The following is a 15,628-nucleotide window of genomic DNA, read 5'->3' as shown; positions in this document are numbered from 1 at the left end:
GAGGCAGGCCCGTTGCCGCCAGCCGTTACAGTCCGTGGACAACAGAGAGCGGATGGGATGACGGACAGACGAGCGTGGGAGGCGACCGATCCTGGGGCCTGGCTGGCGGAGCGGACGCTCCACCAGGGCCGCCGGAGCGAGGTCGTCCGGGTCGGCGACGGCCAAGGCGGAACGGTGCTGCTCAAGCGCCTGCGCGACCCCCGTGCCGACCCGGCCGCCGTGGCCCGGCTGCGCCGCGAGTTCGAGTTGGCCCAGCGCCTCGATCCTGCCTTCGTGCTGCGCCCGATCGCGCTGATCGAGCATGAGCGCCGCCCGGCGCTGCAACTGCCAGACCTCGGCGCGGAGACGTTGCGGGACCGGCTGCGGCGGGGCACCCTCCACAACGACGCGCTGATCCGCATCGCCCTCGACCTGGTCGACGCGCTCCAGCATCTGCACGGACATGGCCTGATCCACCGCAACCTCGGACCGGGCCAGGTCTTGCTGCTGACGGGTGCGGGTATCGAACCGCGCAAGGCGCTGATCGCCGATCTGGGACTCGCTGCGGAGATCGAACGCGAACGCCCGCTGGTCCAGCGGGCCGAGCTGATCGAGGCATCGCTCGCCACGCTCGCGCCGGAGCTGACCGGCCGCATGAGCCGCGACGTCGACTACCGGGCGGATTTCTACAGCCTCGGCGCCACGCTGCTGGAGGCGCTGACCGGCTCGCCGCCGTTCAACATCGACGATCCCGCGCGCGCCGTGCATGCGCACCTGGCGCTGACGGCGCCGATGGCGACGACACGCAACCACCAGGTCTTCGCGCCGCTGGCGCAGGTGGTGGCGCACTGCCTGCACAAGGAGCCCGAGGGCCGATACCAGAGCCACCAGGCGCTTCGACACGACTTGCAGCTGTGCGAGGCCGCGCTCGAACAGGGCCGCGGCCTGCCGGGCTTCGAGCCCGGCCAGGGCGACGCCGCCGTGCGCTTCCAGCCGAGCGGTCGGCTCTACGGCCGCGAGTCGGCGCAGGCGCAGCTCGGACAGGCCTTCGAGGAAGCCGCGCAAGGCGAGGCCGGCGGCGCCGGACTGGTCGCCGTGGCGGGGTTCTCGGGCATCGGCAAGACGGCGCTGGTGCTGGCGGCGCAGCGCAGCCTGCTGGCCCAACGTGGACATTTCGCGGCGGCCAAGTTCAACCAGTACGGCCAGGACCGGCCCTACGGCCCCTTGCTGCATCTGTTGCTGCAGCGCGCCGCGCAGGTGCTGGCGCTGCCGGCGCCGCAGCAGACGGTGTGGCGCGATCGGCTGCGGGAACGCCTCGGCGCGAATGCCGCCTTGCTCGCGCAGGCCTTGCCGGAAATGACGGCGCTGCTGGCGCTCGACGCGCCGCTGATGCCGGTCGGCCCGGCGGAGGCGGAGAACCGCTTCCTGCGCGCCGTCAGCCAGGGCCTGGCCGCGCTGGCGCGCGAAGGCGAGCCGCAGACCTTGTTCCTCGACGACTGGCAGTGGGCCGACCGCGCCTCGCGCCGGCTGCTGCGCGAGTGCCTGCACGACGCGACGCTGCGCCACACGCTGTTCGTCATCGCCTACCGCGACAACGAGGTCCCTCCCGGTCATCCGGTCGCGCTGGAGCTCGCGGAACTGCGCCAGCAGCTCGGCGAGCGCTTCATGCCCTTGCGCGTCGGCCCGCTGGGGCTGGACGACACGCGTCATCTGCTGGCCGACAGCCTGCACCGGGATCCGGTCGAGGAAGACGCGGGGCTCGACGAACTCGCCCGCCTCTGCCAGACGCGTACGGCGGGCAATCCGTTCTTCCTGCGCCGGCTGCTGGAGGACCTCGTCCGCCGCGGCCTGATCCACTACGACACCAAGGCCCAGCGCTGGGACCATGCGCTGGAACGCATCGCGGCGACGCGCACGGCGGACAACGTCGTCGCGCTGATGCTGCAGCAGCTCGAGCGCCTGCCCGACCCGACGCGTCAGGCGCTCAGCGTGGCGGCGCTGCTGGGCGCGGGCTTCAACCTGGACAACCTGGCCACCGCCCTGGACGTGCCGGCCGATCTGCTCGCCATCGATCTGCTGCCGGCGCTGCAGGCGCAGCTGCTGGTGCCGGCGAGCGCGCTGTACCGCTACGCGCCGCAACTCCGGGGCCAGGCCAGCGAGGCGGTGCGCTACGCCTTCGCGCACGACCGCGTGCAGGAAGCGGCCCTGCAGCGCATCGCCGCCGACCAGCGTCCCGCCCTGCAGCTGCGCATCGGCCGCCTGCTGCGCGACGGCCATCGCGCCGCGCATCCGGACGTGCCGCTGCCTTACACGGTGCTGCATCACCTGAACGCCTCGCGGCTGCTGCTGCATGAGCCGCATCACGAGGCTGAGCGCCAGGCGCTGGCCGGCTTCAACGCCCAGGCGTCCCGGCAGGCGATGGACGCGGCCGCGTTCGAGCCCGCCGCGGACTACGCCGAGCTCGCGCTCGAACTGGCGCCCTGCTCGCCGCAGCGGGCGGCCTGGCTGCATCACGCGGCGCGCATGGCCTACCTGGCCGGTCGTCCGTCGCGCATGGATGCCCTGCTCGAATCGGCGATCGCCGACGCCGAGGACAACGCCCAGCGGGCCCGACTGCTGGAGGTCCGCATGGAGGCCTTCTACGCGCAGGGACGGCTCGCCGACACCGTGGATCTGGGCTTGGAGCTGTTCCTGCTGCTCGGCGCGGAGCTGCCGCGCGCCGGCGGTCCCGACGCGATGGCGCAAGTCATGCAACTCCTGGCCGACCTGCAGCAGGAGATCGCCGGCATCGGTCTGGACACACTGGCCGCGCGCGCGCCGATGCGCGACGAGCAGCGGCTGCTGCTGATCTCGATCGCCGCGAAGATGACCGCCGCCGCCTACATCGTGCGGCCGGCCCTGCTGCCGCTGCTGACGCTGTTCCAGGTGCGGCTGATGGTCGACCACGGCCACGTGCCGCAGGCGTTGTCGGCGTACTCGGTGCTGGGGCTGATGTGCGCGGAGTTCCTCGGCGACTACCGCTTCGCCCACGACCTGGGCCGCATGTCGACGCAGCTCGTCGAGCGCCACGGCTGGATGCAGGTCTTCGCGCACGCGGGCTTCTCGTTCCACGCTTTCCTCAGCCACTGGGTGCAGGGTCTGCGCGTGAGCATGGACGGCCTGATGCAGACGCATCGCAACGGGCTGGAATTCGGCAACCTGCGGCATGCGGGCCTCGGCCTGTACGTGCATGACGTGCATGCGCTGCTGTCCGGCCTGCCGCTGCCCGCGCTCGAGGATCAACTGGTCACGCACGGCCAGCGCCTGCGCGCGATGCGCCAGCCGGTGGCGGCGGACTATGAGGACGCGCTGCTCGGTCTCGTGCGCGCCCTGCGACAACCGCAGCTGCCGGAGGAAGGCTTCGACGGACGGGAAGCGCTTGCACGCACCTACGGCGAACGCCAGGATCAGACCGGCCTGATGTTCCTGCACGGCTGGCAGGCGGTGCTGCACTTCATCGCCGACCGGCCCGAGCCCGCACTGCGTTTCGCGCTGGACGCCCGGGCGCTGTTCGCGGCGGGACGCGGCATGCACGCGCAGTCGCTGCTGCTGTTCATCGCGGCCTGGGCATCGCAGCGCGTCGCGCTGGCCGGTGGTCCGCGCGATCAGGCCTTGGAAGACGACGCACTGCGCCGCCTGCAGCGCTGGCGGGACGCGGGTCCCGGCCATCTCCACGACCGCGTCGCGCTGCTGCAGGCGCAACAGGCGATGCTGGCCGGCGACTCGGTAGAAAACATCGACCAACTGCTAGCCCAGGCGCTGGCGGCCGCGGAAGGTTCGCAAGGCACGCCGCTTGACATGGCAGCCGTTCTGCGCGCGCAGATCGATGCGTGGCGCGAGCGCGAGCCGGCGCTCGCGGATCAGGCGCGTCTGCGTCTCCAGCAGACCTGGAAGGCCTGGGGCGTGACGGCGCTGGCGGGCGAGGCGATGTCTCTGCCGCTCGAAGACGGCCACGCGCCGACGGCCCACGCGGCCGATGCCCACGAGAACCGTGCCGATGCGGCCGATCTCAGTTCGCTGACGAAGGCCGTGCACGCGATCAGCAGCCAGCCGGACCTGCCGCGCCTGTTGCGGCGCCTGCTGGAAGTGGTCGCCGAGAACGCCGGCGCGCAGCGCGCGGTCATCGTGCTGGCGAGCGGCACGGCCGGCACCGGCGGCGCGGTGCGCTGGGTGCTGCAGGCCGAAGCGACGCTCGGCGAATCGCCGAGGCTGCACCTGCTCGAACAGCTGCCGTTGGAACGCGCGGGCCAGCAACTGCCGCTGGCGCTGATGAACCGCGTGCTGCGCGACGGCCGGCGCGAACTGATCGTCGACGCGCGCGGCCTGGCCACGATGGAGGACTACTTCCAGCGCCACGCCGCCCCGCCGCGGTCGGTGCTGGCGCTGCCGCTGCTCAAGCAAGGGCAGACCGTCGGCGCGCTCTACCTGGAGAACGCCGCTGCCGCGGGTGTGTTCACCGAGGCGCGCGTGAGCTTCCTCGAACTGCTGTGCGCCAACGTCGTCAACGCGGTGGACAACGCGCGGCTGGTGGCCGAGCTGCAGGAGCTCAACGCCAACCTGGAGCGCCGGGTGGCGCAGCGCACGCGCGAGCTCGCGGACAGCGAGGAGCGCCTGCGCGCCGTGCTGGACCACGCGCCCATCCCGATGGTGGTGACACGCGAGCAGGACTCCTTGATCGTCTACGCCAACGGACCGTCGGCGGCGATCGCGGGACGCACGCTGGACGAGGTCGTCGGCAAGCCGGCGATCAGCTTCTACCGGGAGCCCGGCGAACGCGACCGCATGCAGGTGAAGTTCAAGGAGCACGGCCGGCTGCAGGGCGAGGAGATCTGCCTGCTGGCGGCCGACGGCAGCGAGCGGTGGATGCTGCTGTCGATGGTGCCGGTGGTGTACGACGGCGCGGCGTCCGTGCTGAGCACGCTGGTCGACTTCACCGACCGCAAGCGGCTGGAGATCGAGCTGCAGCGCCTGGCGACGACCGACGCGCTGACCGGCGCCGCGAACCGGCGCAGCTTCCTGGAGCACGCCGACGCGGAGCTCGCGCGCAGCCGGCGCTACGGGTTGGAGATGTCGCTGGTGATGATGGACGTCGACCACTTCAAGCGCATCAACGACACGCTGGGCCACGCGCGCGGCGACGCCGCCCTGTGCCACCTGGTGCAGCTGTGCGCGCAGATCGTGCGCAAGCAGGATCTGCTGGGGCGGCTCGGCGGCGAGGAGTTCGGCCTGCTGCTGCCGCAGACCTCGCTGGAGGACGCGACCCACCTGGTGGAGCGCCTGCGCCACCACATCGAGACCAGCGGACTGGAGCTGCAGACGGGCGCGCCGCCGGCGTCGCTCACGGCGAGCTTCGGCGTGACGGCGCTGCGGCCGGAGGATCTGCGGGTCGAGGAACTGCTCGGTCGCGCGGACCAGGCGCTGTATCGCGCCAAGGACGGCGGACGCAACCGCGTCGAGCGGCAGTCCTGATCGGATCCCGCCGCCGGTGATGGTCGGCGGCGGTGGTGTTCAGGGATCGATGCGGGACGGCTTGGCGCGCTCGCGATAGAACGCGTCGAAGCGGGCGGCGTAGTGCGCCTTCGTCTCGGGCGTGAGCCAGCGCATCAGGCCTTCGCGCAGGTTGGCGGCGCCTTCGGGGCGGCCGTAGGCCTTGTCGATGCCGCGGATCGCGGCGAGTCCCCACGCCGTGCGCGGGCAGGCGATGCCCGCCATCACCAGATCGCCGGCGCCCTGGATCGGCACGCTGACGAGGTCCGGAGGATTGCCGGCCATGATGAGCGCCATGTCCATCTCCACCGAATAGTCGGCGCGCCCGAGGCTGAGCATCTGCAGCACGCGCGCGCCGAAGTCCTTGGGCGAGAAGAGCGAGACGGTGCTGTCGACCGGCCGGGCGGCGAGCATCTCGTCGAGCGCCGGACCGTAGCTGCGGCCGTCGATCAGCGCGCCGCGCAGCGTGTGATCGGCGAGCAGGCGCGACAGCTGCACCTCGCCGGCGGCGTTGCGGGGCAGGCGCCTGAGCGTGTCGCGACGCACGATCAGCCCCGGCGGCGGCGTGAGCTGGGTGTTGATGAAGTAGGCGAACTTCTCGCGATCGGGCGTGCGGACCATGTTGGCGCGGCAGACGTCCTCGCCGTTCTCGATCATCTGCCAGCTGCGCTTCGCGTTGGCGAAGACGATCTCGTGCCGGACGCCCGGCCACTGCTTCTCGAGATAAGCGGTCACGCGTCCGGTCACGCCGCTGACGTCGGAACCCTTCATCTGCGGCGCATGGTCGGACGCGAGCCAGGTGATCCTGGTGATGGTCGGCGTCGATCCTTCGGCCTTGCCCTGCGCATGCGCGGACATTGCCGTCATGAGCGCGGTCAGGGTCAGGGACAGGAGCGCGGCGAGGCGCATGGCGGGCGAGGCGAGGAACTTCACAGGCGCCAGCATACGGGGCCGGCGCGGGGCGATCGTCGCCCGCCCGCCACGGGTCCGCTCCTGAAGCGGTAGTTGGTCACTGCCCGGTGCGTTGCGACCTCACGAAAAAAGGCCCCGCCGACTGGTGGCCGGCGGGGCTGCTCGCACAGAGCGAACGGTCTGATTGCCTGTGACGCCGTGGGTACGACGCCCGAGACCGACCGAGGAGACAAACGTTGAATGCGTGAAGCGCGGTCCCGTCGGGACTCAGCGCACCGCGCTGATCTGGTCGAAGACGCCGCCGTCGTCGAAGTGGGTCTTCTGGGCATTGCGCCAGCCGCCGAAGACCTCGTCGATGGTCACCAGCTTCACCGGCGCGAAGGTCTTGGCGTACTTCGCGGCGATCTTGGCGTCACGCGGACGGTAGTAGTTCTTGGCCGCGATCTCCTGACCTTCCGGCGAGTACAGGTACTCGAGGTAGGCCTGCGCCACCTTGCGCGTGCCCTTCTTGTCGACCGTCTTGTCGACCACGGACACCGGCGGCTCGGCCAGGATGGACAGGCTCGGGGTGACGATCTGGAACTTGTCCGGACCGAGTTCCTTCACCGCCAGGTAGGCCTCGTTCTCCCAGGCGATGAGCACGTCGCCGATGCCGCGTTCGACGAAGGTCGTCGTGGAGCCGCGCGCGCCGGAGTCCAGCACCTTGGTGTTGGCGTAGATGCGCTTGACGAAGGCCTTGGCGGAATCGGCGTTGCCGCCCGGCTGCTTCAGCGAATAGGCCCACGCGGCCAGGTAGTTCCAGCGCGCGCCGCCCGAGGTCTTGGGATTCGGCGTGATGACGTCGATGCCGCTGCGGGCCAGATCCGGCCAGTCGTTGATGTGCTTGGGGTTGCCCTTGCGCACCAGGAACACGATGGTCGAGGTGTAGGGCGAGGCGTTGCTGGGCAGACGCTTCTGCCAGTCGGCCGGCAGCAGCTTGCCGTGGTCGTGCAGCGCGTCGATGTCGTAGGCCAGCGCCAGCGTGACGACGTCCGCGTCCAGGCCGTCGATCACCGAGCGCGCCTGCTTGCCCGAGCCGCCGTGCGAGTTCTTCACCGTGACGGTCTCGCCGGTCTTGGCCTTCCAGTACTTCGCGAAGGCCGCGTTGTAGTCCTGGTAGAGCTCGCGGGTCGGGTCGTAGGACACGTTGAGCAGCGTGACCGAGCCCTGGGCATGGGCCGCGGGCATCAGCGCGGCACCGCTCAGCAGGGCGGCGGTGGCGAGCAGCGAGACAGTGCGACGAAGTGAGTTCACGGGATTCTTCTCATCACGGGGGGTGGAGGGGAGCGCTCAATGTAGGCAAGCCCACATTCAAAGGGAACGAAGAAGATCTGCTTTGCTTTGCAGATCAGACACCGAAGCGGTGCTCCAGCTCGATCCAGCCCTGACGCCCGTGCGGCGAGTAGTAGCCGACCGGGTAATACGGCCAGGTGGCGCTCGGATCGCGGCGGATCTTGTCGAACAGGTTGTTGACGATCAGGCTGACGCTGGTGCGCTTGCCGATCTGCCAGGCGGTGCTGGCGTTGAAGTTCCAGTACGGGCCCAGCGTGCCTTCCTGGTCCTCCCGATGGATGCGGCCGTTGCGCTGCGCCGAGAGCGCGTGCGTCCAGTCGCCGGTCTGCCAGACCACGCTGGCATTGAGCCGGCTCGGCCAGTCGCTGAAGTCGGACGTGCCGACCACGTTGCGGTTGTCATCGCCGGCGAACTGCTGGTACTTGAAGCTCTTTACCCGCGTGTACTTGGCGTCGACGGTCCACTTGCCCCAGGCCGCCGTCCTCCACGAGTAGCGCGTGCCGACGTCGACGCCCCAGGTCGATTCGTTCGCGGCGTTGATCGGGTTGACGCGGACTTCCGCGACCTCGCCCGGACGGACCAGCGCATCGGCCGGATTGCGGCGCACGCGCGCGATCGCGTCGACGCAGGTCGGCGACTGGATGTCCTTGACGCCGGTGCGGCAGTCCGATTCGTCGCGCAGCACGCCGTCGGCGCTGAGGTCGGTGACCAGGTCGCGGATGGCGATCTTCCACAGGTCCAGCGACACATCGAAGGACGAGGCCGGCTGCCACACCGCACCCACGCCCCAGGAGCGGCCGCGCTCCGACTTCAGGTCCGACGACCCGGTCCGCACAAAGTTGAAGCCCGGCGAGACGTCCGCGAAGTCGCAGGTCGACAGCGGCTGGCCGGTCTGCTTGCAGCGGTAGTAGTCCGTCGACGACGAGTAATAGCCCTTCGTCTGCTGCGCGAAGATGTAATTCATGTCCGGCGCGCGGAAGCTGGTGGCGTGCTGCGCGCGCAGCAGCAGGGACGACAACGGTCGGAACTCGAGGCCCGCGTTGTAGGTCGTGCTGCCGTCGCTGCGGCCGGCGAATTCGTAGCGGTCATGCCGCGCGGCGAGCGTCGCGGTCAGCTGCTTCGTGATCGGCGCGTTGAGCTCGCCGCCGAGCGCCAGCCGCTCGCGCGTGCCGCGCACGGTCGCCGAGGCGCTCGTGTTGTAGAACACGCCCTGCCCCAGCCGCGGATCGGCCTCGTTGCGGAAGCCTTGCGTGCCGGCTTCGGCCACGACGGCCGCGCGCACCGGTCCGCCGGGCAGCTGGAACCACTCGCCGCTGGCGGACGCGCTCAACTGCTGGTTCCAGCTGGCGTTGCGCGTCCAGCTGCGGTCGGTGACGCTCTCCACTTCCTGCGGCGTCAGCGGTCGGAACAGGCGCGCCGGATCGGCCGAATAGATCGGCGTGCCGTCGGCCTCGGTGCCGAGTTGCTGTCCGAGCAGCAGTTGCTCGATGCCGGCGGTCAGCCGCGGCGTCGTCGTGCGGTTCAGGTAGTAGGAGCTGTTGGCGGCGACCTCGAAGGTCCAGGTGCCGGTGAGCTCGCCGCGCGCGCCGACGGCCACGTTGTGCGTCGCGTCCTGCCACTTGCGGTTGAAGTTGTCCACGCCGCCGAGTTCCTCGGGCGCGAAGCGCCGCGTCCAGATCTCCAACTGGCCAGTCGTTGCGTTGCGGAAGTAGCCCTTGTTGGCGATGTCCGAGGTCCAGGTCGGACCGCGGGTGTTGTTCTCGGTCCTTGCCCAGCCGAACTGGCCCTCCGCGAACAGCTCGAGGCCGTGGTCGAGCGCAAGCGTCAGCGAGCCCGCCGCCTGCGCGCTGCGATTGCCGGTCTGGGTCGTCCAGTAGGTCGTCGAGGCGCGGCCGCTGCCGCAATAGGTGCCGTTCTTCGCCGTGTAGGGAGAGACCGAGCCCTCGAACAGCGAGCCCGCGCCCGCGCAGCCGTCGGTCGGCGTCAGGTAGGCGCCGCCGTTGGCGTTGCGACGGCCGATGACGACCGACGGCGCTGCGCCCTTCAAGGTCGTGTCCGCCATGAAGTCGCGCTGGCGGCTCCAGATCGGCTGGCGCCCGCTGAGCTCGACGCCCCACACGCCTTGAAGCCGACCCGCGTCGAGACCGCCGGTGATCTGCGCGCGGGCGTTCTCGCCGCCGCCGCGTTCCGTGCCGCCGGCGCGCAGGTTCACGGTGACGCCGTCGACATGCTTCTTCAGCACGATGTTGACGACGCCCGCGATCGCGTCGGAGCCGTAGACCGACGACGCGCCGCCGCTGAGCACCTCGATGCGGTCGATCAGCGCGGACGGGATGTTGGCGATGTTGACGAAGTTGACCGAGCCCTCATAGGCGGTCGGGTAGTCGGCGACGCGCCGGCCGTTGACCAGCACCAGCGTGTGGTTGGGGCCGAGGCCGCGCAGGCTGATCGCGTTGGCGGCCGGCGTGAAGGTGTTGCCGAAGTCCTCGCCCTGCGTGAAGCCGGTGTTCTCGGTCAGGCTGCTCAGCGCGTCGGAGACGTTCTTGTAGCCGAGGCGGTCCAGGTCTTCCGACTTGATGACCGTGATCGGACTCGGCCCTTCGCTGTTGACGCGCGAGATGCGCGAGCCGGTGACGACCACCGACGGCAGCGGTGCGTCCTTGGCCGCCGTCGCGTCCTGCGGCGCCGCGGCGGAGGCCGCGGGCGTGACGGACGGCGGGGCCTGTTGTGCAAAGGCGGCGGTGACGGGGAAGGCGGCGGCCAGCGCCGCGACCAGTGTGGCGGCCGGTCCGGTGTGGCGGGCCACGTGCTCGACGAATTGCTTCAAGAGACTTCCTTGTGGGAGTGAACAGGTGAGCCCGTCACTCTAGGAAGCGCCCTCGCCGCGATGAACCAATGCTTTCTGCGTTGCTTAGCTGTGCACCCGGTCTATGCACATGAGGATTTTCTTTCGGCACCCCTCGAGGGGATGAGGGCCGCTCAATCCGAGCCGTTCGGCGCGACGCGCGCCTGCTCCACCAGCTCGCGCGACAGCGGCGGCGCGAAGGTCTCGATGAAGGCGTAGACGTAGTCGCGCAGGTAGGCGTCGCGACGCACCGCCAACCGCGTCAGGTTGTCCGCGAACAGATGTCTCGCATCGATCGAGCGCAGATGCCGGTCGCGTTCCTCGTCGTAGGCGATCGCGGCGACGATGCCGACGCCCAGACCCAGTTCGACGTAGGTCTTGATCACGTCCGCGTCCATCGCGACCAGCACGACGTTGAGGTCCAGCCCCGCCGCGGCGAAGGCATCGTCGATGTGGGAGCGGCCCGTGTAGCCGGTCTCGTACGTGATGACCGGGAACTCGGCCAGGCGCTCCAGCGTCAGCGGCGTGCCGGCGTTGGCTTCGGCCTCCAGCGGATGTCCGGGCGGCACCAGCACCGTGTGGGTCCAGCGGTAGCAGGGCAGCGTCAGCAGCTGCGGATGCAGCGCGAGCGCTTCGGTGGCGATGCCGATGTCCGCCTCGCCGTCGATCAGCAGACGCGCGACCTGCTGCGGCGAGCCCTGCGTGAACTGCAGGCTGACCTCGGGATGCGATTCGCGAAAGTCGCGCACCGCCGGCGGCAGCGCATAACGCGCCTGGCTGTGCGTCGCGGCGATGCGCAGATGACCGCTGTCGGCGCGGGCGAAGTCCTCTCCGGCGCGACGCAGGTTCTCGGCCTCGCGCAGCAGGCGCTCGACAATGGGCATCACGTTGCGACCCGGCTCGGTGAGCCCGGTCAGCCGTTTGCCGGCACGGATGAAGATGTCGATGCCGAGCTCGTCCTCCAGCTCCCGGATCTGACGGCTCACGCCGGGCTGCGACGTATGCAGCGCCTGCGCGACCTCGGTCAGGTTGAAGTTGCGACGCTGGGCCTCGCGGACGGATCGGAGTTGTTGGAAGTTCATCAGGAAAGCCGCTTGCTTATGCGGTTTGATTATTCGAATCCGCGACCCCGGTGTCCTCCAACAAATATCGATAAGCAATCCCGCGCCGGATGCATGTGCATAGAAGATGAATCGCCGTTCCCTGCTGCCCTCGTTCCTCGCGTGCTTCGCCCTGGGCGCCCTGTCCGCGCCCGTCACGGCCTGGGCGGTCGACAGGATCACCTGGCTGATGCCCGAGGTCGACACCGTGGCGCCGCCCTCGCCCGGCGCGGCGTCGGTGCCCGTGCGGCGCGGTCTGGCGCAGCCGCTGTCGGACTATCTGACTGCAAATTGGGGAACGCCGGCGAAGCACGAGGTGCTGATCGCCAACGTCAAGCGCAGCTGGCGCATGGTCGAGGACGGCGAACAGGCGTGCCACCTCGGTGTGCTGCGCACGCCGGAGCGCGAGGCCGTCGCCTACTTCTTCGATACCCACCTGATTCCGCCGCATCAGCTGATGGTGCGGCGCAGCGCGCTGCCGAAGGTGCCGCGCCTGCCGGACGGTGATGCCGACCTGGAGAAGATCTGGGCCGACAAGCAGCTGCGCGGCGCGATCGTCGCGGGACGCAGCTATGGACGGGCGCTCGACGCCCTGCTGGCCAAGCGTCCGGCCGGCGTGATCGACGAATACACGACCTCCGATTTCGGCGGCAACATGCTGTCGATGATCGCCGTCGGCCGCGCCGACTACACGATCGAATTCGACTTCGTGCTCGCCAACCAGCAGGAGTTGCGCGCGGCCGTCGTCGCCGGCAATGCGGGCGGTGCGAGCGGCAACGGCAAGGTGTCGACCGCCGATCTCGTCAGCGTGCCGATCGAAGGCTTCAGCAGTCCGGTGATCTCGGGCATCGCCTGCCCGCGCAACGCCTGGGGCAAGCGGACCATCGAGCAGGTGGAGCGTGTCCTCTCCACACCGCAGGCGCGGCAGTTCATGCGCGATGAATTCATCTCCCACCTGAGCCCGGAGGCCCAGGCCCGCTACGGCTCGCGGATCGACGCGTTCTACTTCTACGCGAAGCCGGCGACCGGCGCGCCCAAGTGAGCGGGGACGCTCAGGCGTCCGGGTCCATCGCCTCGCGCACCGCTTCCTCGGTCAGCTCGGCCACGCATTCCTGCAGGAAGCGATAGGCGAAGCCGCGCAGGTAGTGGCCGCGCTTGAGCGCGATGCGCGTGGTGTTCGGCGGGAAGAGATGTGTCGCCTCGATCAGCTGGAGGCCGGCGTCGCGCGCGGGTTCGAAGGCCATCGCCGCGATCACGCCGACGCCCAGCCCGATCTGCACGTAGGTCTTGATGACGTCCGCGTCCAGCGCCGACATCACCAGATCCGGCGCCAGGCCCGCCGCGGCGAAGCTCGCGTCGATGCGTGCGCGGCCGGTATAGCCCTCGTGATACGTGATCAGCGGCTGTTCGGCGAGCGCCTCCAGCGTGAGCGGCTGGCGCGTCAGCGCATGCCCTTCCGGGACCACGACCGCGTGGCGCCATTCGTAGAACGGGAAGGTGACGAACGCGTCGTCCTTGCCGAGCGCCTCGGTCGCGATGCCGATGTCGGCCTCCCCCGATTGCAGCAGCGAGACGATCTCCGACGGACTGCCCTGATGCAGCACCAGGTGCACGCGCGGATACGCGGCCTTGAAGCGCGCCACGACCTGCGGCAGCGCATAGCGCGCTTGCGTGTGCGTCGTCGCGATCGTCAGCTGGCCCTGGTCGGCGCTGCTGAACTGCTGCGCCAGGCGCTTGATGTTGCGCACGTCCTGCAGCATGCGGTCGACGACGACCGCCAGCTCCTTGCCGGGCTCGGTCAGCCCGAGCAGGCGCTTGCCGCGACGCTGGAAGAGCTCGACGCCGAGTTCGTCCTCCAGGTCCTTGATGTGCTTGCTCACCCCCGACTGCGAGGTGAACAGCGCCGCCGCCACCTCGGTCAGGTTGAAGTTCTGCTGCACCGCCTCGCGGACGATGCGCAACTGCTGGAGGTTCATGCCGCCTGATCGATCCCGAACAGGCTCAGACGCGACGCTTGCAGGCGCACGTGCTGGCCGGCGGACAACTGCAGCGCCTCGGCCTGCTCGCGGCTGAGCTCGGCTTCCAGGTGCTCGCCCTGCGCGCCGCGCAGCTCGACACGCGCGGCGGCGCCGAAGGCCAGCACCCGCTCGACGGTGGCGGGCAGGCCCGGCGCATCCTGCGACGGGATGATCACCAGCTCGTGCGGACGCGCATAGGCCTGCACCAGACCTTGCTGCGCACCTTCGATGGACGCGGCGGCGCCCTGCGCCAGCGTCTGGTCACCGACGCGCACGATGCCGCTGTCCACGCGGCCTTCGAAGCGGTTGACCGCGCCGAGGAAGCCGTAGACGAAGGGCGTCGCGGGGCGCTGGTAGACCTCGATCGGCGAGCCGACCTGCTCCACGCGACCATGGTCCATCAGCACGACGCGGTCCGCCACTTCCAGCGCTTCTTCCTGGTCATGGGTGACGAAGATGCTGGTGATGTGCAGCTCGTCGTGCAGGCGGCGCAGCCAGCGGCGCAGTTCCTTGCGCACCTTCGCGTCCAGCGCGCCGAAGGGCTCGTCCAGCAGCAGCACGCGCGGCTCGACGGCCAGCGCGCGGGCCAGCGCGATGCGCTGGCGCTGACCGCCGGACAGCTGCGGCGGATAGCGGTCGGCCAGCCAGTCCAGCTGCACCAGCTGCAGCAGCTCATGCACCTTGCGCTTGATCTCCGCTTCCGGCGGACGCTGCTTGCGCGGCTTCACCCGCAGACCGAAGGCGACGTTGTCGAACACCGTCATGTGGCGGAACAGCGCGTAATGCTGGAACACGAAACCGACTTCGCGCTCGCGCACATGGGTGTCGGACGCGTCGGCGCCGTCCAGCAGCACCTGGCCGCGATCGGCGGTCTCCAGCCCCGCGATGATGCGCAGCAGCGTGGTCTTGCCGCAGCCCGACGGGCCCAGCAGCGCGGTCAGTTCGCCGGTGGGGAAGTCCAGGTTGACGTCGCCCAGCGCGGTGAAGCTGCCGAAGGACTTGTGGATGTTGCGGACCTGGATGCTCATGCTTCTTCCTTCACGACACTGCGCGTGGCTTGCCACTCGACGAACTGCTTGAGTCCGAGCGTGACCAGCGCCAGCAGCGCGAGCAGCGATGCGACCGCGAAGGCCGCGGCGAACTGATATTCGTTGTAGAGGATCTCGACCTGCAGCGGCAGCGTGTTGGTCTGGCCGCGGATGTGGCCCGAGACTACCGACACCGCGCCGAACTCGCCGAAGGCGCGCGCGTTGCACAGGATCACGCCGTAGAGCAGGCCCCACTTGATGTTGGGCAGCGTCACATGCCAGAAGGTGCGGAAGCCGCTGGCGCCGAGCACCGTCGCCGCCTCTTCCTCGTCACGGCCTTGCGCCTGCATCAGCGGGATCAGCTCCCGCGCGACGAAGGGGAAGGTCACGAACACGGTGGCCAGCACGATGCCGGGCACGGCGAAGATGATCTTGATGTCGTGCTCCTGCAGCCACGGGCCGAACCAGCCCTGCGCGCCGAAGATCAGCACGTAGATCAGGCCCGCGACCACCGGCGACACCGAGAACGGCAGGTCGATCAGCGTGATCAGCAGCTGCTTGCCGCGGAAGTCGTGCTTGGTGATGGCCCAGGCGGCGCTGACGCCGAAGACGATGTTCAGCGGCACCGAGATCACCGCGGCCAGCAGCGTCAGCTTGATCGCGGAGACCGCGTCCGGCTCGATCAGCGAGGCGAGGTAGGTGTCCCAGCCCTTGCGCAGCGCCTCGGTGAAGACGGCCGCCAGCGGCAGCAGCAGGAACAGGGCGAAGAAGGCCAGGCCCAGCGTCAGCAGCGTGTAGCGCACCCAGCGCTTCTCTGCCGTGGCGGGGTTGCCCTGGTAGTGGCCGGCCGAACGGGCCCGGCCGAGCGATGCAGCGGATCCGGCCATG

The 15,628-nt window shown here is 69.8% G+C and carries 9 protein-coding genes; 2 read left to right on the top strand and 7 right to left on the bottom strand.

The features are described from left to right. The first annotated feature begins 57 nt into the window (after window positions 1-57). Window positions 58-5,487 carry a diguanylate cyclase gene (locus ACQZ13_RS00605; protein ID WP_431049364.1) on the top strand — a complete coding sequence of 1,810 codons (5,430 nt, stop codon included), beginning with the start codon at window positions 58-60 and terminating at the stop codon, window positions 5,485-5,487. A gap of 39 nt (window positions 5,488-5,526) precedes the next feature. On the opposite strand, the gene ACQZ13_RS00600 is transcribed toward ACQZ13_RS00605, so the two are convergent. The 4 genes from ACQZ13_RS00600 to ACQZ13_RS00585 all read right to left on the bottom strand — a co-directional run bounded on the left by ACQZ13_RS00600 (window position 5,527) and on the right by ACQZ13_RS00585 (window position 11,676). After that, window positions 5,527-6,372, bottom strand: coding sequence for a TIGR02285 family protein (locus ACQZ13_RS00600; protein WP_431049363.1), 846 nt, complete (start codon window positions 6,370-6,372; stop codon window positions 5,527-5,529). Between the two features lie 312 nt (window positions 6,373-6,684). Further along, window positions 6,685-7,710 carry a sulfate ABC transporter substrate-binding protein gene (locus ACQZ13_RS00595; protein ID WP_431049362.1) on the bottom strand — a complete coding sequence of 342 codons (1,026 nt, stop codon included), beginning with the start codon at window positions 7,708-7,710 and terminating at the stop codon, window positions 6,685-6,687. Window positions 7,711-7,804: 94 nt separating this feature from the next. Then, window positions 7,805-10,576, bottom strand: coding sequence for a TonB-dependent receptor plug domain-containing protein (locus tag ACQZ13_RS00590; RefSeq protein ID WP_431049361.1), 2,772 nt, complete (start codon window positions 10,574-10,576; stop codon window positions 7,805-7,807). 152 nt (window positions 10,577-10,728) lie between these two features. After that, a complete protein-coding gene (locus ACQZ13_RS00585; protein ID WP_088408061.1) occupies window positions 10,729-11,676 on the bottom strand; it encodes a CysB family HTH-type transcriptional regulator in 948 nt (315 codons plus the stop codon). Between the two features lie 106 nt (window positions 11,677-11,782). Here ACQZ13_RS00585 and ACQZ13_RS00580 point away from each other — a divergent pair, with 106 nt between their 5' ends. Next, the gene (locus ACQZ13_RS00580) at window positions 11,783-12,736 is read left to right on the top strand and encodes a hypothetical protein (RefSeq protein ID WP_431049360.1); all 954 of its coding nucleotides are present in this window, start codon (window positions 11,783-11,785) and stop codon (window positions 12,734-12,736) included. A gap of 10 nt (window positions 12,737-12,746) precedes the next feature. Here the strand turns inward: ACQZ13_RS00580 and ACQZ13_RS00575 are convergent, their stop codons facing one another. From ACQZ13_RS00575 to cysW, 3 genes are read right to left on the bottom strand one after another with little or no spacing between them, the layout of a single operon-like run. After that, window positions 12,747-13,670 (bottom strand): CysB family HTH-type transcriptional regulator, encoded by a 924-nt coding sequence (locus ACQZ13_RS00575; RefSeq protein ID WP_431049359.1) that lies wholly within the window; start codon window positions 13,668-13,670, stop codon window positions 12,747-12,749. Then, window positions 13,667-14,740 (bottom strand): sulfate/molybdate ABC transporter ATP-binding protein, encoded by a 1,074-nt coding sequence (locus ACQZ13_RS00570; RefSeq protein ID WP_431049358.1) that lies wholly within the window; start codon window positions 14,738-14,740, stop codon window positions 13,667-13,669. Before ACQZ13_RS00570 ends, ACQZ13_RS00575 begins: the two co-directional genes overlap by 4 nt. Beyond that, a complete protein-coding gene (cysW, locus tag ACQZ13_RS00565; RefSeq protein ID WP_431049357.1) occupies window positions 14,737-15,627 on the bottom strand; it encodes a sulfate ABC transporter permease subunit CysW in 891 nt (296 codons plus the stop codon). The genes ACQZ13_RS00570 and cysW overlap by 4 nt, the downstream gene beginning before the upstream one ends. Window position 15,628: the final 1 nt, after the last annotated feature.

This window comes from Roseateles sp. L2-2, from assembly GCF_050613215.1.
In the GTDB taxonomy this organism is placed as follows: Bacteria; Pseudomonadota; Gammaproteobacteria; order Burkholderiales; family Burkholderiaceae_C; genus Roseateles; species Roseateles noduli.
The sequence above is the reverse complement of the archived record's forward strand: the minus strand, read 5'-3'. Positions and strand labels throughout refer to the sequence as shown.